At 60.3% G+C, this 20,484-nt stretch carries 20 protein-coding genes; 12 read left to right on the top strand and 8 right to left on the bottom strand.

Annotation, left to right across the window (positions count from 1 at the left end; genetic code table 11):
* Positions 1-53 precede the first annotated feature (53 nt).
* Both ACZ415_RS02630 and ACZ415_RS02625 read left to right on the top strand, forming a co-directional pair.
* Entirely contained in the window at positions 54-1,886 is a 1,833-nt protein-coding gene (locus ACZ415_RS02630; RefSeq protein WP_344701688.1) for a GmrSD restriction endonuclease domain-containing protein, read from the top strand.
* 112 nt (positions 1,887-1,998) lie between these two features.
* Positions 1,999-2,613 carry a Fic/DOC family protein gene (locus ACZ415_RS02625; RefSeq protein WP_344701689.1) on the top strand — a complete coding sequence of 205 codons (615 nt, stop codon included), beginning with the start codon at positions 1,999-2,001 and terminating at the stop codon, positions 2,611-2,613.
* Here ACZ415_RS02625 and ACZ415_RS02620 read toward each other — a convergent pair.
* Complete coding sequence (locus ACZ415_RS02620; RefSeq protein ID WP_344701691.1) at positions 2,591-2,755, bottom strand: hypothetical protein; 165 nt, start codon at positions 2,753-2,755, stop codon at positions 2,591-2,593. The genes ACZ415_RS02625 and ACZ415_RS02620 overlap by 23 nt on opposite strands.
* Positions 2,756-2,961: 206 nt before the next feature.
* Between ACZ415_RS02620 and ACZ415_RS02615 the strand changes: the two genes are divergently transcribed.
* The 3 genes from ACZ415_RS02615 (at position 2,962) to ACZ415_RS02605 (ending at position 8,648) form a co-directional block, all read left to right on the top strand.
* On the top strand, positions 2,962-6,324 hold the full coding sequence (locus ACZ415_RS02615; RefSeq protein ID WP_344701693.1) for a type I restriction endonuclease subunit R: 3,363 nt from the start codon (positions 2,962-2,964) through the stop codon (positions 6,322-6,324).
* The gene (locus ACZ415_RS02610) at positions 6,321-7,022 is read left to right on the top strand and encodes a M48 family metallopeptidase (RefSeq protein WP_344701695.1); all 702 of its coding nucleotides are present in this window, start codon (positions 6,321-6,323) and stop codon (positions 7,020-7,022) included. Before ACZ415_RS02615 ends, ACZ415_RS02610 begins: the two co-directional genes overlap by 4 nt.
* A gap of 747 nt (positions 7,023-7,769) precedes the next feature.
* Complete coding sequence (locus ACZ415_RS02605) at positions 7,770-8,648, top strand: AEC family transporter (RefSeq protein ID WP_344701697.1); 879 nt, start codon at positions 7,770-7,772, stop codon at positions 8,646-8,648.
* A 125-nt stretch (positions 8,649-8,773) separates the two neighbouring features.
* On the opposite strand, the gene ACZ415_RS02600 is transcribed toward ACZ415_RS02605, so the two are convergent.
* The 3 genes from ACZ415_RS02600 to ACZ415_RS02590 all read right to left on the bottom strand — a co-directional run bounded on the left by ACZ415_RS02600 (position 8,774) and on the right by ACZ415_RS02590 (position 11,156).
* The gene (locus ACZ415_RS02600; protein WP_464387744.1) at positions 8,774-9,079 is read right to left on the bottom strand and encodes a type II toxin-antitoxin system PemK/MazF family toxin; all 306 of its coding nucleotides are present in this window, start codon (positions 9,077-9,079) and stop codon (positions 8,774-8,776) included.
* Between the two features lie 14 nt (positions 9,080-9,093).
* Positions 9,094-9,327: an antitoxin MazE family protein gene (locus tag ACZ415_RS02595; RefSeq protein ID WP_254276018.1), complete on the bottom strand. Its 234-nt coding sequence runs from the start codon at positions 9,325-9,327 to the stop codon at positions 9,094-9,096.
* A gap of 261 nt (positions 9,328-9,588) precedes the next feature.
* Positions 9,589-11,156 (bottom strand): IS3 family transposase gene (locus tag ACZ415_RS02590; RefSeq protein ID WP_344701704.1). Its coding sequence is split into 2 segments (ribosomal slippage): positions 9,589-10,691 and positions 10,691-11,156, totalling 1,569 coding nucleotides; the frame shifts between segments, so codons are not numbered across the junction.
* An 88-nt stretch (positions 11,157-11,244) separates the two neighbouring features.
* Between ACZ415_RS02590 and ACZ415_RS02585 the strand changes: the two genes are divergently transcribed.
* Complete coding sequence (locus ACZ415_RS02585) at positions 11,245-11,763, top strand: recombinase family protein (protein WP_344701706.1); 519 nt, start codon at positions 11,245-11,247, stop codon at positions 11,761-11,763.
* Between the two features lie 25 nt (positions 11,764-11,788).
* Here the strand turns inward: ACZ415_RS02585 and ACZ415_RS02580 are convergent.
* A protein-coding gene (locus ACZ415_RS02580) for an IS3 family transposase (protein ID WP_344703121.1) occupies positions 11,789-12,963 on the bottom strand; the annotation gives its coding sequence in 2 pieces (ribosomal slippage) (positions 11,789-12,708 and positions 12,708-12,963; 1,176 coding nt in all).
* 180 nt (positions 12,964-13,143) lie between these two features.
* Positions 13,144-13,653, bottom strand: coding sequence for a transposase (locus ACZ415_RS02575; RefSeq protein ID WP_344703174.1), 510 nt, complete (start codon positions 13,651-13,653; stop codon positions 13,144-13,146).
* Between the two features lie 40 nt (positions 13,654-13,693).
* Between ACZ415_RS02575 and ACZ415_RS02570 the strand changes: the two genes are divergently transcribed.
* Positions 13,694-14,263, top strand: a complete 570-nt coding sequence (locus ACZ415_RS02570; RefSeq protein ID WP_464387743.1) for a methyltransferase — start codon at positions 13,694-13,696, stop codon at positions 14,261-14,263.
* A 60-nt stretch (positions 14,264-14,323) separates the two neighbouring features.
* Positions 14,324-14,761 carry a lysozyme inhibitor LprI family protein gene (locus tag ACZ415_RS02565; protein WP_344703178.1) on the top strand — a complete coding sequence of 146 codons (438 nt, stop codon included), beginning with the start codon at positions 14,324-14,326 and terminating at the stop codon, positions 14,759-14,761.
* Positions 14,762-14,992: 231 nt separating this feature from the next.
* On the opposite strand, the gene ACZ415_RS02560 is transcribed toward ACZ415_RS02565, so the two are convergent.
* Positions 14,993-15,469 carry a PepSY domain-containing protein gene (locus ACZ415_RS02560; RefSeq protein ID WP_344703180.1) on the bottom strand — a complete coding sequence of 159 codons (477 nt, stop codon included), beginning with the start codon at positions 15,467-15,469 and terminating at the stop codon, positions 14,993-14,995.
* Positions 15,470-15,629: 160 nt separating this feature from the next.
* On the opposite strand from ACZ415_RS02560, the gene ACZ415_RS02555 reads away from it, so the two are divergent.
* The 4 genes from ACZ415_RS02555 to ACZ415_RS02540 all read left to right on the top strand — a co-directional run bounded on the left by ACZ415_RS02555 (position 15,630) and on the right by ACZ415_RS02540 (position 18,465).
* A complete protein-coding gene (locus ACZ415_RS02555) occupies positions 15,630-15,998 on the top strand; it encodes a PepSY domain-containing protein (protein ID WP_301515289.1) in 369 nt (122 codons plus the stop codon).
* Between the two features lie 44 nt (positions 15,999-16,042).
* Positions 16,043-16,717, top strand: a complete 675-nt coding sequence (locus tag ACZ415_RS02550) for a winged helix-turn-helix domain-containing protein (protein ID WP_301515288.1) — start codon at positions 16,043-16,045, stop codon at positions 16,715-16,717.
* Complete coding sequence (locus ACZ415_RS02545; RefSeq protein WP_344703186.1) at positions 16,714-18,081, top strand: sensor histidine kinase; 1,368 nt, start codon at positions 16,714-16,716, stop codon at positions 18,079-18,081. The genes ACZ415_RS02550 and ACZ415_RS02545 overlap by 4 nt, the downstream gene beginning before the upstream one ends.
* 180 nt (positions 18,082-18,261) lie before the next feature.
* Positions 18,262-18,465: a hypothetical protein gene (locus ACZ415_RS02540; protein WP_344703188.1), complete on the top strand. Its 204-nt coding sequence runs from the start codon at positions 18,262-18,264 to the stop codon at positions 18,463-18,465.
* Positions 18,466-19,037: 572 nt separating this feature from the next.
* On the opposite strand, the gene ACZ415_RS02535 is transcribed toward ACZ415_RS02540, so the two are convergent.
* The gene (locus tag ACZ415_RS02535) at positions 19,038-20,456 is read right to left on the bottom strand and encodes an IS1380 family transposase (protein WP_464387729.1); all 1,419 of its coding nucleotides are present in this window, start codon (positions 20,454-20,456) and stop codon (positions 19,038-19,040) included.
* Between the last annotated feature and the right edge of the window lie 28 nt (positions 20,457-20,484).

Genomic DNA, 20,484 nt, shown 5'->3' with positions numbered 1-20,484 from the left:
AGGCTTTTTCATCAATATCACACCACCAGGATCACCCCGCAAAGAGAGCTGCCATGACCACCTTCGACAGCACCAAGCGCTCGCTACCCGACCTTCTAAAGGACATCACCACCGGCAAGATCCAGCTTCCGGACTTTCAGCGCGGCTGGGTGTGGGACAACGACCATGTTAAGAGTCTGTTGGTCAGTATCGCGCGCTCCTTCCCTGTGGGGGCGGTGATGTTAATGGAAACCGGCGGCGAGGTGCGCTTCCAAACGCGCCCGGTAGAGGGCATCGACCCGAACACGGTTACCGCAGATCCGGATCATCTGATCCTCGACGGCCAGCAGCGCCTGACCAGTTTAACCCAGGCGGTAGGCCTGGACTCTCCGGTGGATACTCGCACCGCCAAAGGCAAGGACATAAAACGGCATTACTACTTTGATATCCGAATGGCGCTGGAAGGCGAAGATCGCCTGGAAGATGCCGTGATCGCGGTAGACAGTAACCGCCAGACGCGCAAAAACTTCGCCCGCGACGTGGACCTGGATCTGTCCACCCGTCAGCTGGAGTGCGAACAGCTTTACTTTCCTTGCGATCAGATCATCAACTCGGATGACTATGAAGAGGCGCTGCAGGAATTTGCGCCCGAAAATTTCAGCACCTATATGAAGTTTCGCAAGGGTGTCATTAATGCTTTTCGGTCCTACCAGCTGCCGGTAATTGAGCTAAAGAAGGAGACCTCCAAGGAAGCCGTCTGCCTGGTGTTCGAGAAGGTCAATACCGGCGGCGTGCAGCTCTCGGTGTTTGAGCTGATCACCGCCAGCTACGCCGCCGAAGGCTACAACCTGCGCGACGACTGGTACGGCTCGGATATCCGCAAAGTGCCTTCGCGCAAGGCCCGTTTCGCAGAACATGAACTGCTGAAAGACGTTGAAAGTACCGATCTGCTGCAGGCCATCACCCTGCTGTATACCCGTGAACGCAAGCAGGACGACCTGGCCGCCGGCAAGACGGGCAAGCAGGTGCGCCCGGTCAGTGCCAAGCGTGCCTCGGTGCTCGACCTGCCGCTCGATGCTTACCTGCGCTGGGCCGATGCCGTGGAGAAAGGCTTTATCGAGGCAGCCTACTTCCTCAAGGGCGAATGCTTCTATAACCGACGCGAACTGCCCTACGCCACCCAGCTGGTGCCACTGGCGGCGGTGGTGACACTGCTCGGCAACCGCTGGCGCGAACCGCTTATCCACGCCAAGCTCTCGCGCTGGTTCTGGAGCGGCGTGCTGGGCGAGCTCTACGGCGGCTCCGTTGATACTCGCATTGCCCTTGATTTAGAGGAGCTAATGAACTGGATCGAGGACGGTGCGGACCTGCCGCGCACCGTGACCGACGCCTCCTTCGACCCCACCCGCTTGGAATCCCTGCGTAGCCGCAACAGTGCCGCCTATAAGGGCATCAACGTGCTGGTCCTGCGTGAGGGTGCCGAGGATTTTTTCTGGAAGGGCGATATTCAGGAATTGGATAAACAGGACGTGAATCTCGATATTCACCATATTTTCCCGCGTGCCTGGTGCGAAGCTCGGGGAATCTCCCACCGGGTTTACAACGCCATCATCAACAAAACGCCGATTTCTGCCAGCACCAACCGCATGATCGGTGGCGATGCGCCGTCGCAGTATCTGGCCCGCCTGCAGAACCACGAGCAGGTCCAGCTTGATGACGCAGCGATGAACACCATCCTCGAGGGGCACCGTATTCCTACCGACGCCCTGCGTGCTGACGACTTCGATGCCTTCTACCAGCAGCGTAAGCGCCTGCTGCTGGAAATCATCGCAAAAGCCATGGGCAAACAGCCGCTGGCGGGGGCGGATGAAGGCGCCGAGATGGCTGAAGATGCTCTCGTTCAGTAATGCCGAGGCCTGAGCCGGAGCTGGATACGGCTCAAGCCATTTGCCAGCGTTTTCCGTCTGCGATTAAAAATGATGGCAAGCCACAGATAACTCTGTCTTCAGGAGAGCTTGAATGAATAGATATCGCACCGCAGGGGCCCAAGGCAGTGCCGAACCCGGTTCCGATGGCCGAGTCATGGCTAACAAACTCGGCATCACCGATCAGGATAGCCTGGACGAAGCTGAGGCCGTGCTTCTATTCAAGCTCTACGAGGAAGTGTTCGCGTCACTGGAGGAAGACAAGCCATTGGATGTTGCACTGCTGAAGCAGTGGCATCGCCGCTGGCTTGGCACCCTTTACGACTGGGCCGGAGAAGAGCGACAGGTCAACATGGAAAAAGATGGCTTTCCATTCGCAGCGGCGGCTCAGTTACCCTACCTGCTGTGCGAGCTGGATAAGAAATGGCTGATGCCGTTGACGCCTTGCCATGGCATGCAACGCAAGGAAGCGATACGCGCCATTGCGCAGGTGCATGTCGAGCTGATTCTGGTGCACCCGTTTCGGGAAGGAAACGGTCGCCTGGCTCGCCTGCTGGCAGATGCCATGGCGTTCCAGGCGGGACTGGGGCTGCTGAATTATGACGATTGGACGGCGAATAAGATGGATTATATTCGCGCGATTCATGCCGGTTTAGCAGGCGACTACGAGCCGATGGTGGAGCAGATCAGGCAAGCGGCAGGGACTTAAAGCGAGACTTCTCAGCGCGTAATTGAGCCTGGATATCCTGGCTTGACTGTCCGGTTTCAACGGCGGTTGAAGAGGCTACCGCCGCCAACAAGGCCTCACGGCTAACCTTGCGATGTTCGTTTTGCTTGTTGGGTACCGTCATGGCTATCTCCTGATCTGATGCGTCTATTTTATACACAAGCATAGCAGCTTGCACCCAAGGCCATCGATAATGCTGTAGCCCCCGCGATAGAGGTCAAGCGAGCTATCGCCTGTGAGGCGAAAAGGCAGGCAAGATCACCGAGCCGTTCCCGCTGAGCACTGCTTTCGCTACTATATAATAACGCTCATGTAAACGACGGAGCCGCCATGTCGTCCCCCGAATACACGGATGTCGAAAAGCCCTTTATCGACCAGCTGGTACACCAGGGGTGGGAATACCTGGCCGGTTCGGTGGATGATCCCGCCGTGACCCACCGCGAGAGCTTTGCCCAAGTGGTGATGGAGCCAGTGCTGCGCGAGCGGCTGCGGGCGATCAACCAGCGTGATGGCCAGCCCTGGCTCGATGAAACGCGCCTGGATCAGGCAGTAGCGGCCATCACCCGGCTGTCGGCCAGCAAGGTGCTGGAGGCCAATAAACAGGCCACCGAGCTGCTCCATGATGGCTTGGCGGTGGAGGGGCTCAAGGGCTGGGATGGCGGCCGCGGGCAAGTGTTGCGTTATATCGACTGGGACGAGCCGGACAATAACGTCTTTACCGTAGTCAACCAGTTCAAGGTGAAGTGCCCACCCGGCCACGACTCCGCCAAGGGCCACGTGATCCCGGACTTGGTGCTATTCGTGAATGGCATTCCGCTGGTGGTGGTGGAGTGCAAAAGCCGCACCGTGCCGGAGGGGCTTAGTGAGGCGGCGGATCAACTACGTCGCTACCACGACCAGCGCTTTCTAGAGAACGAGGTCGGGGAGCACGAAGGTGCTCCGGCATTGTTCGCGACCTGCCAGTTCCTGGTGGCCAGCAACTTCGATGAGGCCCGCGTTGGCACCGTTGGGGCTCGCTTCGCTCACTACCTGAGCTGGAAGACGGTGGCCCCGATGCGAGAAGCGGAGGTTGCCATCGATCTGGGCGTGGCCGAACTCTCCGCCCAGCAGCGCTTGATCGCCGGCATGCTCACCCGCACCAGCCTGCTCGATATCGTGCGCCACTACACGCTGTTCATGAATATTGGCGGCCAGGCGATCAAGCTGGTGTGCCGCTATCAGCAGTTCCGTGGCGTCACTCGAGCCATAGAGCGCCTGAAAAGCGGCAAGACCCGCCGCGAGGATGGTGAGAGCGATCGCCGTGGCGGCATCGTCTGGCACACCCAAGGCAGTGGCAAGAGCCTCTCCATGGTGTTTCTGGTGCGCAAGATGCGCACCGATCCGACGCTGCGCCGTTTCAAGGTAGTGGTCATCACCGACCGCAAGGACCTGCAGGCCCAGCTCTCCGCCACCGCCGCACTCACCGGCGAGAGCGTCGAGAAGGCGGGCAATACCACCCAACTCAAGAAGCTGCTGAGCCGCGATGGTCCCGGTCTGGTGTTCGGTACGGTGCAGAAATACAGAGACCAGCAATATCACGACTCTGATACCGAAAGCGAAGCGGAAGCTGAGGCGGGCAATGACGTACCCGCTGGTGGACTAGACAGCGGCCGCCGTGATGCCGCCGAACCCACCAAGAAACCGACCCTCAGCGAGCCCTTCGAGGTGCTCAATACCAGCGAGGACATCCTGATCCTGGTGGACGAGGCTCACCGTACCCAGGCCGGCGATCTACACGCCAATATGATGCGCGCCATGCCCAACGCTGCGCGCATCGGCTTCACCGGCACGCCCATCATCATGGGTGACAAAAAGCGCACCCACGACATCTTCGGCGAGTACATCGACCGCTATACCATCAAGGAGTCCGAGCAGGACGGTGCCACGGTACCGATCCTCTATGAGGGGCGCACTGCCAAGGGGGCGATCAAGGACGGCGCCAGCCTCGACGGCCTGTTCGAAGACCTGTTCCGTGATCACAGCAAGGAGGAGCTGGAAGCGATCAAGAAGAAGTACGCCACCAAGGGGCAGATCTTCGAGGCGCCGCAGCTGATTCAGGAGAAAGCCCATGACATTCTGCGTCACTACGTTACCCACATCCTCCCCAACGGCTACAAGGCTCAGCTGGTAGCCTACAGCCGCCGTGCGGCGCTGCGCTTCTTCGAAGCCCTTGAGCAAGCCAAGGTCGATCTGCTGGAGGAGGCGGTGGCACTTTCTCCCGAAGACAAGGCGCTGGACGATACACAGCTTTTGAATCGGCCCCTGCGGGTCAAGGCAGCGATCCAGGCCTGGCGCTATCGTCAGGTGCTCGGCGAGCTTGAGTTTGCGGTGGTATTCAGCAGCGGCAACAACGACGATCCCAGCTGGGCGAAGTGGAGCGACCGCGCCGCCGTCGAGAACCACGTCAAGCGCTTCAAAAAGCCGCTGCCGCCGTTGGGTGGCACGTCCCCGAAGGATCCCACCAAGCACGACCCGCTAGCTTTCCTGATCGTCAAGAGTATGCTGCTCACCGGCTTCGACGCGCCTATCGAGGGGGTGATGTACCTGGACCGATCACTGCGCGAGGCCGAGCTGTTGCAGGCCATTGCTCGGGTCAACCGCACCGGCCATGGCAAGACCCACGGCATCGTGGTGGACTACTTCGGTGTGGCCAACCACCTCAAGGAGGCGCTGGCCGCCTACAGCGAGGAGGACATCGAGGGCGCCCTGCAGAGCCTCAAGGACGAGATTCCGTTACTGCGTGACCGTCACCTTCGGGTAGTCGATGTATTTCGCGCCCAGGGCGTGGACAGCCTGGATGACGCCGAGGAGGCGGTGCAGGTGCTCGCCGACGAACGACTGCGGGCCGAATTCCTGGTCAAGCTCAAGGAGTTCAACCGCAGCCTGGATGATGTGCTGCCGCGCCCTGAGGGGCTGGAGTTCGTCAATGACGCCAAACGGCTCGCCTATATCCACGCGCTGGCGCGCAACCGTTACAAGGACACTCAGGAGCCCGGTCGCGACATCGGCAACAAGGTACGCAAGCTGATCGACGATTACGTTATCTCACTTGGCATCAACCCACGCATCCCGCCGGTACAGCTCACCGACGCCGAGTTCGACGAGCATATCGGCCGCCAAGTGGGCGGTCGCGCCAAGGCCTCGGAGATGGAGCACGCCGTGCGCTCCCACGTACGCAAGCACTTGGACGAGGACCCGGTGAAGTATGGCCAGCTGAGCGAGCGCCTGGAGCAGCTGCTGGATGAGCTCGATGGCCAGTGGGACAAACAGGTGGCGGCACTCAAGGCACTGATCGATCAATTACGGGATGGTGCCACGTTAGATGGCGAGACAGTCCCCGAAATGCCCGCTCACGCGGAGCCCTTCTGGCGCGAGCTGTTGGCCAGCGCCAGTCTGGATATGAAGACGATAGAAGCTGCCACGGCACAAAAGTTGCTCAGTACTACTGAGGACATGGTGGCCACGATCCAGCAGGAGATTGCCATCCCCGATTTCTGGAAGCCATCTCACATCCCAGATCAGGAGCGCCTCAAGCAGGAGCTGTTCAGCCAGCTGATGATGGGCAGCCTAGTGCCCATGGATCAAGCCGAAGCCACCGCCGAACGGCTTTTTGACTTGGCCCGCAGCAACCATAACAGGCTGGTGAACACATGACGCAGCTGGTCGTGGACGATTTGACCTTTGACGTGCGCGAGAGCTCTCGCCGCAAAACGCTAGAGATTACCGTGGACCGCGACAGCGAACTGATAATCGCAGCGCCCACCGGCACTGATGCGCAGCATCTTCGCGACTTTGTGCTCGAAAAACGGCTATGGATCTACCAAAAGCTGGCGCAAAAGGCCGAACGCCGTCGCCAACTGCCCCACAAGGAGTACGTCAACGGTGAGGGTTTTCTCTACCTGGGGCGCAGCTATCGGCTCAAGCGAGTGCCCAACAATTCACAAGATGCCCCACTTAAGTTAGTCGCTGGGCGCTTCTATCTGCGCGAGGATTGTCTAACCAATGCCCGCGAGCATTTCATCCACTGGTACAGCGCACGCGCCCGAGACTGGCTTGGCGCCAGGGTCAAGCAGCATGCTCAGCGGATGAATGCCGCGCCCACCGGCGTGGCAGTTCAGGATCTTGGCTACCGCTGGGGCTCCTGCGGCAAGGGCAACCGGATCTATTTCCATTGGAAGACCATATTACTGCCCCGCCATATTGCCGAGTACGTGGTCGTACACGAGTTGGTTCACCTGCACGAGCCTCACCACACCCAAGCCTTCTGGCGCCGCCTCGAACACGCAATGCCGGACTACGAGCAGCGCAAGAGCTGGCTCGCTCGTCATGGTATTGAGGTGGAGGGAGTGTAGCTGACCAACAAGCAGTCGCAGGTGTATCGAAAACCATGGCGTGAATGCCAGCTTCCTGACTCGCTATCGCCGAGATTCTTGTGCCAATCCCCGTACCATAACGCAGCCAAAGGTCATTAGATGAACATGGAGCGAAAAGCGATGTGTCAGCAAACGTGGCGCAGAAATGACACAGATTTGACACACGCATAAAAAAAGGCCCTACGCGTTAACGTAAGACCTTGAAAAATCTGGTGCGCCCAAGCAGGATTCGAACCTGCGACCCTCGGCTTCGGAGGCCGGTTCGGCGGCACCATCTTCTAACCTGCGCCGCCGGCTTCCATAAACCCTAGAAACGCAAAAACTTATATATATCAGCATAATACGCCATAAATTTTATGGGTTTATCTTTTCCGGCGGCGGCTTTTTGCACCAATTAACGCCGCCCTTCGCCTTCCGGCCTGGCACAAGCTGGCACACACCGTGATTTTGGGGTGTCCGGATGTCGGACACTTTTGACCTTTGGCCCGTTTGGTTTATGAAGGATGCTTTATCACCACACCAAATTTTTGAGCAGTAACGCTGATCAACTCGGCCGCTGGCGAACATCCTGCTCTATCTCGATGGCCAACGCCCCACCACCTGGACGCCTGGCTTGATGCGCCGGGCAGTGCTAACGACGTGGCATCCCCCCTATAAACACCGCCTTGCCAAACTCTGTGCCGATTCCAGACAATGGCGGACCCTTCACTACTCTGAGGCGCCTGCATGCTTGCCGAACTCTTCGCCGTGATGGCCCCGGTACTGGCCGGGGCGGGCCTAGGCTTTTTCTGGGTTCGCCTCGGCCAACCCTACCCGGTAGAGTTCGTTACTCGGCTAGTCTTCAATATCGGCACGCCGGCACTGGTGATCGCCTCACTCTCCGGTGCCGAGATTGAGGCCGGCAACTTCGGCCGCACCATGCTGGCCACGGCGCTGGTGATCTGCACCATGGCGGCGATGACCTGGCCCCTGGCACGCCTGCTTCGCCAAGACTGGCGGGTGCTGCTGGCCCCGACCATGTATCCCAACACCGGCAACATGGGCCTGCCGGTCGTGCTCTATGCCTTCGGCAGCGCCGGCTTCGCTTACGGCATCACGGTAATGGTCACCGTCTCGCTGTTCCAGTTCACCCTGGGTTCGGTGATGGCCAGTAGTAGCGACAACCCACTGCGTACCCTGGCGCGCACGCCGACCGTCTACGCCATCCTGCTGTCGCTGACCCTGCTGCTGACTGGCACCGCTCTGCCCCGCTGGCTTTCTAACAGCGTCGAGCTGATCTCGGGCTTTACCGTACCCCTGATGCTGATCACCCTGGGCGTCTCGCTGGCCAACATTCAGGTGAAGAGCCTGCGTTCCGGCATCGGCTTCAGCCTGCTGCGCATCCCGGTCGCCGCGGCGCTGGCCTGGGGCATCGGTACGCTGCTGGGTCTGCCACCGCTGGCCCACAGCATCGTGGTGCTGCAGATGAGCATGCCGGTGGCGGTGTTCAACTACCTGTTTGCCCAGAAGGCACGGCGTGGACCGGAGTATGTCGCCAGTCTGGTGTTCTGCTCGACCCTGCTTTCGCTGCTCTACCTGCCGCTGCTGCTGGCCTGGCTAATGTAGATATCGGGTCCAGTGAAGCGGTCCCCAAATTTCGGACCAAGCTGATCATCCCGATTGGAGAAGACAATCAGGCTGAGCGTTGGGTAGGTCTCAGGAAGGCATGGGGCAGCGATGGTGGTCCACGCTCACGCGAAGCCCAGGAAGACAGCCAGCGCTCTGTTGACGGCGACCATGGTGCTGTCATCGAGGTGGCCGAAGGCCTCTCCCACCCTCTCTCGCTTCACCGTCATGGGCTTGTCCACCATGATCTGGGAGCGTCGCTGCAGACCATTCTCGGGGGTGGGTGCCACATCGAGGCGGATCAGTGGGGCATCGACCCGGGTACTGGAGAGCAACAGCACCGTCACACTGCCGGTTCCGGCAAACTGATCCGACTGGATAATGAGGGCGGGACGCGGCTTCCCGAAGTCACCCGAAATGGCGATGGTCACCAGGTCGCCACGCCTCATGCGTCACACTCGTCGTCGTCCAGGTCCAGGAGAGCGGCATCCATGAAGTCCTGAAGATCCTGATCCCCGGCGTCGGCGGCCGCGACGGCAGCGCACTGGCGGCGGGCCTCTTCGGCGAAGCCGGGTTGGCGAGTATCCGGTACCCAGATTTGGATCGGGCGCAGGCCGGCCGCGCGCAAGGCGGCACGGTGCCTCTTCACCCGGTTGTTCACGTTGTCGGTTGCTACCATGGCGAATCCTCCGTCCGTTTCATGTAACAGGGTAGCGCTCCCTTCCGTTACATGCAACGAAGGGTGTCCAGAAAACGATCATTAGACGGCCAAGCCGGACATTGTCCGAGAATAACCTTGTTTGATGGGTTTTCGGACAATATGATAGGCGGACGGATAAACGGACAAAAAGGCGGTCCATGGCACTGATCGGCTATGCGCGGGTCTCGACGGCGGAGCAGGACCGGTAGATGTCAAGCAAGTTGTCGTGTCTGATCATTGTCACGCCGCCTGTTTTTCTGGTTCAGCCAGCGTGACCTGGGGTTCCCGCTCCGGATTGAGCGAGACGGTTTCAATGGGTGTCCAGTTGCGAGTCTTTCCGCTCCAGCGCGACGGGTTGGCCTGCCGGGCCGCCAGGTTCAGCGCGTGACGCCGCGTCAGGATGGCCTTGTCCTGACGAGCATGGCGCTCGGCCGGTGTCACGAAGCGGATGCCGCTGTGGCGGTGCTCATGGTTGTACCAGTGGACGAAGCCATGCACCCATTGCCGTGCCTCAGCGACGCTGGCAAAGCCGTCCACCGGGTAATCCGGCCGGTACTTGCAGGTACGGAACGCCGCCTCGGAGTAGGGGTTGTCGTTACTGACCCGTGGCCGGCTGTAGGACGGCGTGATGTTGAGGTCGTGCAGCTTCTCCAGCAGTGTGGCGCCCTTGAACGGGCTGCCGTTGTCGGCATGTAGCACCAGCGGCTGGTTGACCACCTTCTCGGCCAGCACGGCCCGCTCGATGACGGTGCGCGAGTTGAGCTCTGACTCGGCCAGGAAGACCTCCCAGCCAACGATCTTGCGGCTGAAGATATCGAGGATCATCACCAGGTAATAATGCTCACCCTTGATCGGCCCACCGAGCCAGGTGCAATCCCAGGACCAGGTCTGATTAGGGCCGGTTGCAAGGTAGGTCGTGGGCCTGGCGTGGTGCCTCGGCGCTCTGGCACGCCCGCGGGGGACGACCTCGTGATGCCGTCGCAATACCCGGTAGAACGTCGATACCGAGGCGATGTAGCGGCTTTCTTCGTCCAGCAGCCGCACGACGATCTGGTCGGGTGGCAGGCTGGCGAATGCCGGCCGGTGGCACACGTCGAGGATCTCCTGCTCCTCAACGGCCGTCAGGGCATTGGCGGGCACCGGCCGTTCGGCAAAAGGGCGCTGATCCTCCTGGAGGCCACCGTCACGCGTCCAACGTTGATACGTACGGGCGGTGAGCCCCAGCGCACGACAGGCAGGCTCGAGACGAGCGCCGTTGGCGCGGGCTTCGTCGATCAGCTCGACAGCATGTTGGCGATCCGGGCCGCTGATCATTCGTCCTCGCCCCCCCAGATCGCCCTCGCCTTTTTTCTCAGGGCCAGCAGCGCAGCGGTTTCGGCCAGAGCCTCGTTCTTGCGGGCCAACTCCTTCTCCAGCTGCTTGATGCGCTTGCGCTGTTGCCTGGCTTCATCGGCCTCACGCTGGCGTTCGGTATGCGACAGGCTGGCTGCCTGCTCACAGTCATGGCGCCACCGCTCCAACTGCTCGGGGTACAGGCCACGACGCCGGCCGTATTCGGCGATCTCCTCGGCATTCATCGCAGCAGACTCGACCACGGCAGTGAACTTGTCTCGAGAGGACCAGCCGTCAGCGCCCTTGCCCAGGGCATCCGGCAGGCAACGGCCTTCGGCACGGGCCTCCTTGCGCCACTTGTAGACGGTAGCCACTGAGATGCCTTCCTGTTCCGCCACCTCGTGCGGGGTCAGGTTGTGGGGTGGCAGCAGCTTGGCCACCACGGCTTGTCGGCGTTCCTCGGAGTAGCGAGGCATGAGCGTCTCCTTTTGCCCCCTGATCGGTTTATAAGAACAGGGTACCAGAGGGCACGACACTCATCCTGACACTGGGGGGGACTCCGCCTTGCAGACCGATGCGCTTCACAAGGCGGGGTGCGAGCGAATCTTCGATGACACCGTCTCTGGGGCCAAGGCGGAACGCCCCGGCCTGACGGCTGCCCTGGAGTTCCTACGCGACGGGGATGTGCTGGTCGTGTGGCGACTGGATCGACTGGGGCGCTCGCTGCCGCATCTGATCGAGGTGGTCAGCACCTTGGAGATGCGTGGTGTCGGGTTCCGGTCGTTGACCGAAGCCATCGATACCACCACGCCCGGTGGGCGGTTGATCTTCCACGTGTTCGGCGCCCTGGGGCAGTTCGAGCGCGACCTGATTCGGGATCGCACCAAGGCGGGACTGGTCGCTGCCGCCGCTCGTGGCCGTAAAGGAGGCCGCAAACCCGTCGTCACCGACGACAAATTGAAGCGGGCAATGGAGCACCTGGCCAATGGGCTGAATGTCCGCGAGGCCGCTGCACGGATCAAGGTCAGCAAGACGGCCCTCTACGCCGCCTTGAAGGCTAGCCAGTCCGATGCCCCAACATAGTGCTACTGACTCCTGATTGTAGTGGTCAAGTGTTTTTGGCCACTGAGTTTTGAGCATTCCAGTAGTTCTTTTCTGCCACATTCGGCGGCAGCCCACCGTTATGCTTGTGCGGCCTGAGGCTGCTGTAATAACCGATCATATAATCAGTGACAGATTGCTTCGCCGACGCAACATTGGGGTAGCCAATCTCTGGCATCCATTCCGTTTTCAGACTCCTGAAGAAGCGCTCTGTCGGGGCATTGTCCCAGCAATTCCCACGGCGACTGAGACTCTGCGTCATCCGGTAGCGCCAGAGCGTCTGTCGGAATACCAGGCTGGTGTACTGGCAACCCTGATCCGAATGAAACAGGATGTTCGGTGGCTCTCCACGCGATTCGTAGGCCATGGTCAGTGCCTTCTTCACCAGCTCCGTATTCGGCGACAAGGACAATGCCCAGCCCACGGGCTTACGGGCATACAAGTCGATGACCACCGCCAGATAAGCCCAGCGTATCCCTGTCCAAATATAGGTAATGTCGCCGGTCCATACCTGATTGGGCTCCTTTACATCGAACTCCCGATCGAGAGCATTCGGGATATCCAGGTGCGGCTGATCAGCCTTCTTGTAGGCGTGACTTGGCGGCTGTGAGCTCACCAGCCCCAACTGCTTCATCCGCCTGCTGGCCCGATAACGACTCAACGGTGTTCCAGCCTGCGTAACCATGTTGGCGATGCTGCGAGCGCCGGCAGAGCCGTTACTGACGGTATGCGCCTTGACAACCTGATCCAGCAGCTTCTGCTCAGTCTCACAAGGCCTTCTATCCCGGCCACGCCAGGCCCGGTAGCTACTGCGATGCACCCCAAACACCTGACACAAGTGCTGCACCGCATAGCTCTCTTCAAGTCGCTCGATTATCGAGAATTGCTCAGGGAGTCCGACATCAAGAGAGCGGTAGCCTTTTTTAATATTGCCTTCTCTTCCTCCACCCGCCGCAGCTTGCGCTTCAGTTCCTGGATTTCACGCTGTTCCGGCGTCAGAGCCTCACCTTTCAGCGGCGCCTTGCCTGCCCGCTCAGCCCGAAGCCTGCGAACCCAATACTCCATGGTGGATTTACCAACTCCCATGGCCTCGCACGCCGCCTTCAGCGTGTAACCCTGATCGACCACGAGTTGGGCCGCTTCCAAGCGAAATTCCGGGCTGAACGTTCTCTTCTTCGTCATCATCTGCACCTGACTGTCTCTGTGAGTGATCATACACTCAAAATCAGGTGGCCAGATTCACTATGCCACTACAGGTGCGCACATTGATACCCATCACCTGACAGGCTTTGGCCAGCCGAGCACCGTCACGCTGGGCGTCTTGCACCAGAGTCACGATGCGTTGGCGATCCGGGAGGCTGGTCAGTCGTCCTCGTCGTTGGTCGTGCCCCAGATCGCCTCGGCTTTTTTTGACAGGGCCAACAGCGCCGCCGTCTCGGCCAGGGCCTTGTCCTTGCGGTGCAACTCGCGCTCCAGCTTACGGAGCCGCTTCTGCTCCTCCTTGCGGGCCTGGCGTTGCTGCTTGGCCTGCGCTGCCGCATCGTCGTTGGCGTTCATGCAGGCATCCCGCCAGGCCTCCACCTGCTCGGGGTAGAGCCCGCGCTCGCGGCAGTAGGCGCTGACTTCAGCCTCGTTCATCGGAGCTGTCTCCAGGACGACCTGGAACTTCTCCTGGCTGGTCCACTGATCTGGCTGGGTAGAACGTGATGGCAAAACCTGTCCTCGTGCTCTGGCCTGTTTCCGCCAATTGTAGAGGGTTGTCGCGGTGATGCCTTCCTGTTCGGCTAATTCCGGGATGGTCATGTTCATGGGCGGCGCCATCTTCTTGAGGATGGCTTCCTTACGCTCTGCGGGGTAACGCACGTTGATCACCTCTCAATCCGTTTGGGTGACAACTACGTTGACGCATAGGGTGCAGGACGCACCGCTGCCGGCCAGGCACGAGGTGGCCTTTGATATCGGCACCGGTACGGGGTTATTGGCGATCATCCTGGCGAAGCGCGGGGTGGGGCAGGTCGTTGCCACGGACTCCAACCCGCGGGCGCTGGCCTGCGCGGCCGATAACCTTGAGCGTTCAGCACTTTCGGAAATACAGCTGCAGGAGGTCGACCTGTTTCCGACGGGGCAGCCGCTGGCCGACCTTATCGTGTGCAACCCGCCCTGGCTGCCGGCGAAGCCCAGCTCGGCGCTGGAGCTCGCCGTGTATGACCCCAAAAGCCGGATGCTGCGCGGCTTCTTGCAGGGCGTCCGTGCGCATCTGGCACCGCAGGGGGAGGTGTGGCTGATCCTGTCCGATCTGGCCGAGCACCTGCAGCTGCGTACCCGAGAACAGCTGCTGGCGTGGTTTGCCGAGGCAAAACTGGACGTGAAATACCGGCTCGACACCCAGCCCAAGCACGGCCGCAGCCAGGACAGCACGGACCCGCTCCACGCCGCACGCAGCGCGGAAGTTACCTCGCTGTGGTGTTTAACGCCGGCATAGGCCTGGTTACCGGCGGTATGTACGCTTATTGCTGTCTCGCCCCGTTTACTTGGAGATATCATGAAAAAAACCGTTCTGGTTCTTTCCCTGGCAGCGTTTGCGCCGCTGGCACTTGCCGCAGAGACTTTCTGCGATTCCGGTCATCCGCACCCCATCGACGTGCAATTTGAGCGGGACATGGACGCGAGCGGTGGCGTTACGCTGGATATGCGCAACGCCCAGGGCCGGGCGTACAAGGGCTGGGATACGGAGCTGAACATGGCGTATCAGGAGCTGATGGAGAGCCTTGCGGCGGATGAGCAGGCCGCGCTGAAGAAAGCCCAGCTGGCGTGGCTTAAATTTCGTGAGGCGGAGACCGAGTTCTGGTGGTCGGAAAGCATATCCGGCGGCGGCACGTTGCAGCCCGTTATCGTTGCCAGCCATGCCATCGAGCTGCTTAAAGAGCGTGTCTGCCAGCTCAAGCAGTACAAGCAGGCAGCCGATCACGGCTTATCCTGATGACTGGGTGACCAAAAGCTTGGACACCGCCGCCATCAGGCTGGGAAGCCGCTTTGTCTGCTGGGCTGGCGGGGAGTGTCAGATAGACTGTTAACGCCTTTGTTCAACACGGAGCTACGCTCAGCTTCCCCGATAAAGTCGGCACGATAAGTTTAGCGGCATGCTTCAACGGCCTACCATAAACGCAGCGGGCTCCCCGTGGGGAGCCCGCCAAGCGCTTAGCTGGAGACATTAATCGCGCTCAATCTGGGTGACTTCGGAAGAGCCCTGACGCACGCTGATTTCCAGCTCACGTCCATCTTTATCGCGGCCTTCCACATCGATGATACCGGTCTTGTCGATATCGAGATCTTCAAACTCTACCATGCCTTCCTGGCTTGCCACGTCGAGCGCCTGGCGGATATCGTCTTCGCTCATACCCCAGGCACTGGTGATCAGGCGCTCACGTTGCTCTTGTAGTGTTTCACCGTTATCGAGGGAAAATTCCACGTCGGCGTACCACTCATCGTCGAGCCAACCTTCCACTTCTACGCGGCCACGGTTTTCAATGCTGACTTCTTCGTAGTGGCTGAAGCCGTATTCATTGGCGTGGGTCAATACGTCATCGATGCGATCCATCGGCAGTGAGTCGGCCTGGGCGCTACCCGCAGCAGCGGCAAGCAGCAGGGCAGAGGTCGGGATCAGCAGCATTTTTTTCATGGTGTTCATGGCAAATTCCTTCCTTACGCATTTGTACACGAGTGTCTGTACGAGAATGGATTAATCGCATTCAGCGGATGCGATGGGGAATTTATACCACTGCGATACTTTCCTTAAGCTGAAGAAGCTGTTCATCTAGCATTCATGTTGTTTTTGGCATGCTGGCATTATGCGTAAACTCTTCCGCCGTCTTATACAGCCGCTGGGCAGCTTCCAGCGAAGCGCTCGCCGCAATGTCACTGGTTTAGCGCTGGTGCTACTGCTGGTGGGCAGCGCTGCGGGTGACCAGCACTGGAAGTCGTTACACGGCGAAGTACGCCGTGGTGAAGTGGTGTCCCTCGACTCCATTCTGGATTGGCTGGAAGCCCACTATATAGGTGAAGTGCTGGAGGTTGAGGTGGAGCGTGAAGAGGGAGAGGTCGAATACGAAATCAAGCTGCTGGGCCCGCAAGGGCAAGTCGTCGAGTTCGAGTTTGACGGCCATAACGGCCAGCTGATGTCCATCGAAGGGGTGCGTATCAACGATATGCGCCGTTAGCCTATTGCTCCCATTTGCCATATAAAAGGAAGGGTAGTTAGCCGATGAAGTGTTTGTTGGTAGAGGATGACCAGGCGCTCACCCGTGAGCTCAGCCAGGCGCTACGCGACGGAGACTGGTTGGTAGAGCATGCGGCGACGGGCCAGGACGCTGATTTTCTAGTGCGCACGGAAGCCTACGACACGCTGATTCTGGATATTGGACTGCCCGATGGCGATGGCACTCGCTGGCTTTCCGCATGGCGGGAGGATGGCATCGACCTGCCGGTGCTGATCCTTACCGCCCGAGAGCGCTGGGCCGATAAAGCCGCAGGATTTACCGCCGGTGCCGATGATTACGTCACCAAACCGTTCGAATCGGCGGAAGTGCTCTTCCGCCTGCGCGCCCTGGTGCGCCGCAGTCATGGCCACGCCCACCCGGTGCTGAAAGTGGGCGAGCTGAGTCTGGATACGCACACTCAGCACGTTTCGCTTGCCGGTCGCCCGGTGGGGTTAACCGCCCAGGAGACCCGTCTGCTGGGTTATTTGATGCACGCCGCGCCGCGGATCGTCAGCCGTACCGAGCTGTCAGAGCACGTTTACGACCGCGACCACGAACCGGACTCCAACGTGATTGATGTTCAGGTCAGCCGGCTGCGCCGAAAACTGGGTAGCTGGCGCATTGCTACCCTGCGTGGTCAGGGCTATCGGCTATTGGCTGAAGAGCCGGCTGGCGAATGAGCCAGCATACCACCGCCTGGAAAGACCGCTGGGCCAAGCGTTCCATCAGCGTGCGGCTACTGCTGGCCGCTCTGGCGATGGTCGGGCTGGCGCTGCCCATCGCGGGTACGCTGCTGTCTCATCATTATCGTACCTCGGCCACGCAGGCCTTTGACGAGCGCCTGGGGGCCACCCTGAACGTCATCATCGCGGGCGTTACCTATGACCGCCTTGAACAGCAGCTTGTACACGACCGGGCGCTAGGCGACCCGCGTTTTGAAAATGCCTATTCCGGCTGGTACTGGCAAATTACCGATGGCGCGGAAAACACCCTGACTTCGCGCTCGCTGTGGGATCAGCGCCTGCCGGTCATCGCCAATGACGCGATTAGCGCCCGCTCGATATCTGGCCCCCGAGACCAGTCGCTGCGGGTGGTAGAGCGCGATATTTACCTGGCGCCGTTAGCCGCGCCGCTGCATATTAGTGTGGCCGCGCAGGACGATTCATTAGCTCGGGATATTGGCGAATTTCAGCGCCTGCTGTGGGGTGGCCTGGCCGGCCTGGGCGTGCTGCTGTTGGGCGTATTGGCGCTGCAGGTGCGCTGGGGGCTGGCACCGCTGCGCCGCATGCACGCCAATCTAAAGGATGTAGAGCAGGGGAATGCGGAGCAGCTGGATACCCGCCTGCCTGATGAGCTGGCGACCCTGGCAGCCTCGATGAACGCGGTGCTGGCCCGCGATCAGCGCCTGATCGAACGCGGCCGCCACACCGCTGGCAACCTTGCCCATGCGCTGAAAACCCCGCTGAGTGTGATGCGCTTACAGCTACGCCAACTGCCGGAAGAGAACCGCGCCGCCTGGGAAGTGGAGCTGGCGCGCGTGGATAGCGCGGTACGCCACCACCTGGCGCGGGCATCGGCAGCGGGCGAGGGTGTACGCTTTGCGCCCATTGATTTGCACGCTACCCTGGCGCCGCTGCTCCATGGGCTGGCCAGGCTTGCCCAGCGGCGCGGCATTGCGCTGCGCCCCACCTGGGCGGGTGGCATCAAGGTGCATATGGATGCGCAGGATATCCAGGAGTTGGTAGGCAACTTGCTGGACAATGCGCTGCGCTGGGCACACGGCGCTGTGCAGCTACAGGTAACAGGAGACGAGCAGCAGTTAACTTTAACCGTTAGCGATGACGGCCCCGGCATGTCCGAAGCGGAGTGTCAGCAGGCGGTACAGCGCGGTAAACGACTGGACGAACAACGCCCGGGGAGTGGCCTGGGGCTGGCGATTGTGACTGACCTGGTGGCTCTTTACAGCGGCCGTATGCAGCTCAGCCGCGCCAGCGCTGGCGGGTTAAAAGTGGTGGTGGAACTGCCCGTCGTCGCGGGTAAATAACGCAGACCACACCGGATGAAGCTTACAGCCGCCCGCCCTGATGGAAAAGCGCCTCTGCGGAGGCGCTTTTTTGTGTTGCTACGAAAAAAGCATGAGAAATGTGGCAGGAATGTGGAAGGGTGGGTGCGGAAATGCTAATTTCGCTTTAGAAGATTTTGATACTCGCAGGATGCCGCACGTGTGGAACCGGATGAAGAAGCGTATCCAGTAACAGTAGGTCTTCTCGATGCGCGGGCTATAGCGTTTTATGCGCAGGTGGCCTTCACTCGAACCATCAGCTTCGGCGGCCTGCTGTGCATATTCATGTGGCGCTCCTCTTTAGATGGCTATGCATACAGTGTTATTGGTTCGGGAAAAACGTGCAAGCGCGCGAGTTCTGCTTAGGCTGCCGAGCTATTCTTAATATTTTATAATATCAATGAGTTAGGAAAAGAAAGGTACGCGGGATAATTTTGTTAAACGCGCCGGCACGTTCATTCAATATCAGAGCGTTCCGTCTAATAGCTGTTATGCACAGGGAGGCTATGGTGCAGGTTTGTGAAACGGAGAGATTGGTTTTACGTCGGTTATCCCTCGACGATGTTCCCGCATTGACTGAAATTCTCAGCGATCCTGAGGTGATGAAGCACTCGGTTAATGGCGTTTGTGATGAGGCCGCTACGGAGTCTGTCAACATAGTTGCCATACCTGAATTCAAACAATAAGCGCAGCACCTGCGGTATTCCCGGCTTATTCACCGGAACGCTGACTGGGCATCCTGAAGCCCCGGGGAGCCGGTAGCTCGTCGCCGAACGCCGATTTCGAGACGGCACCGTCTTCCGGTGACGCTCTGTCCGGCTGCTATCGCCGTTATTCAGCCCCTTCCCTGCCTTGTCGTCGGTCATCCGGGCAGCCGGAACCGCCGGTCATCGACAGGACCGGCGTCTCACTGTCTTGCTTATGCGACCGCTGAGGCGTCAGCGCAACGCTGTCAGTTTTGGTAGCCCTTTCAGCAGAGTCGGCCACCATTTATCGGCTGCGGCGCCGAGGTGGACCGTGATACGTCGGGCGTGGAGGATCAGGGTGGCGGCCACCTTGAGGACCTGCTCACGCATTCGGATCAGGCTCCAGCCCTGTCGGGTTTGCCGTTCCAGCACGCAACGCAGACCATGCAGCACCTGATAGGCGTAAAGGCTCAGCAGAAGACTCGCCTCGTTGCGATCCATCACGTTCTGCTCGGTGGAGGCGCCGCGATCGGTCGACGAGAGGTGAACATCCAGCGCCGACTTGACCTCGCCCATGTGCGCCTCGGCGCTGCCGCGCTTGCGGTACAGTGATAACACCTTTTCCGGCGGCCAGTGGTACCGACTCAGGTTGGTCACCAGGAAGAAGGCGTGGAGCAACAGGTCGTCGGGGCGCTCCTGAACCACCAGCACGACGCGCCGTGGCTCGGGCCAGCTGTCGGCCCGGTATTCAAGGTCATGGCACCATTCCCGGGGCTGGTCCGGGGGTCGGCCGGGCGGCCGCTTGAGATACGGCGCCGCCAGCGTCTGAAGGGTGTTGTTGCTGCGCAGCCGGCCCAGGTACCCGATATCACGCTCTTCCATGGCCAGCAGCGTATCGTTGCCGGTAAACCCGGCATCGATACGCACTGTCACTGTCGCACCGGTGCCTTCATTGAGGCGCCGTACCAGGTGAGGGATCCAGGTATCGGCGTTCTCGGCAGGGCCCGCGTTACCCTCGCGCAGCAGGCCGCCGACCATGTCACCGGTTTCGGCCAGCGAGGCCACCAGCGGCGAATAAATGCGTGTGCCGTACAGCCCGTGAAAGGCCGACCCACCCTGACGACCATGGACCTCGATCGGCAGGCCGTCGATGTCCAGCGTCAGGTTATCGGGCTGCTCGCCGTGGTTCAGCGATGCCAGGCGCCAGATCGCCAGGCGCAACAGGCCTTCATGCACGGTATCGATGTTATCGGGCCCTCCGAGGCAGGCCAGCAGCCGCGACAGCGTCGCCTGCGACGGACGGTCCTGTGCCAGAGGCGTCATCCCGCGTGCATCGCTGCACGCCAGCTGCCAGAGCGGATCGTGACGCAGCGTGTCGGTATCGTCCAGGTCGATCCACCCCATGGCGCGCTGCAACACGACGGTTCGCAGCTGGCTGGCCAGGGAATGACGAATACGCAGTGGATCACGCCGGTCGACCAGGCTCTCTTCCAGCGCCTGGATGACACCGCTGTTGTCGAGGGCTTCACGCAGCAGCAGGGCACCGCTGTCGCTGGTGGTGCGGTGGCCGCTTAGCTCGGCCCGAACAGAACCATTGCAGGAAGGCGTCCACGACGATAATCTTTCACCCATGGCGAGAGGTCCTCTTGAATCAAGTTCTGGCTGGAACATCCTGATTCTACAAGAGAAACCCCTCGCC

The sequence above is a fragment of the Halomonas cibimaris genome (assembly GCF_055379665.1).
The sequence above is the reverse complement of the archived record's forward strand: the minus strand, read 5'-3'. Positions and strand labels throughout refer to the sequence as shown.

Coding starts and splice junctions, on each gene's coding strand:
- ACZ415_RS02555 (WP_301515289.1), top strand. CDS start 15,630: ATGCGTAAACTCTTCCGCCGTCTTATACAGCCGCTGGGCAGCTTCCAG.
- ACZ415_RS02610 (WP_344701695.1), top strand. CDS start 6,321: ATGACGCAGCTGGTCGTGGACGATTTGACCTTTGACGTGCGCGAGAGC.
- ACZ415_RS02565 (WP_344703178.1), top strand. CDS start 14,324: ATGAAAAAAACCGTTCTGGTTCTTTCCCTGGCAGCGTTTGCGCCGCTG.
- ACZ415_RS02545 (WP_344703186.1), top strand. CDS start 16,714: ATGAGCCAGCATACCACCGCCTGGAAAGACCGCTGGGCCAAGCGTTCC.
- ACZ415_RS02605 (WP_344701697.1), top strand. CDS start 7,770: ATGCTTGCCGAACTCTTCGCCGTGATGGCCCCGGTACTGGCCGGGGCG.
- ACZ415_RS02535 (WP_464387729.1), bottom strand. CDS start 20,456: ATGTTCCAGCCAGAACTTGATTCAAGAGGACCTCTCGCCATGGGTGAA.
- ACZ415_RS02615 (WP_344701693.1), top strand. CDS start 2,962: ATGTCGTCCCCCGAATACACGGATGTCGAAAAGCCCTTTATCGACCAG.
- ACZ415_RS02560 (WP_344703180.1), bottom strand. CDS start 15,469: ATGAACACCATGAAAAAAATGCTGCTGATCCCGACCTCTGCCCTGCTG.
- ACZ415_RS02630 (WP_344701688.1), top strand. CDS start 54: ATGACCACCTTCGACAGCACCAAGCGCTCGCTACCCGACCTTCTAAAG.
- ACZ415_RS02620 (WP_344701691.1), bottom strand. CDS start 2,755: ATGACGGTACCCAACAAGCAAAACGAACATCGCAAGGTTAGCCGTGAG.
- ACZ415_RS02595 (WP_254276018.1), bottom strand. CDS start 9,327: ATGGTAGCAACCGACAACGTGAACAACCGGGTGAAGAGGCACCGTGCC.
- ACZ415_RS02625 (WP_344701689.1), top strand. CDS start 1,999: ATGAATAGATATCGCACCGCAGGGGCCCAAGGCAGTGCCGAACCCGGT.
- ACZ415_RS02550 (WP_301515288.1), top strand. CDS start 16,043: ATGAAGTGTTTGTTGGTAGAGGATGACCAGGCGCTCACCCGTGAGCTC.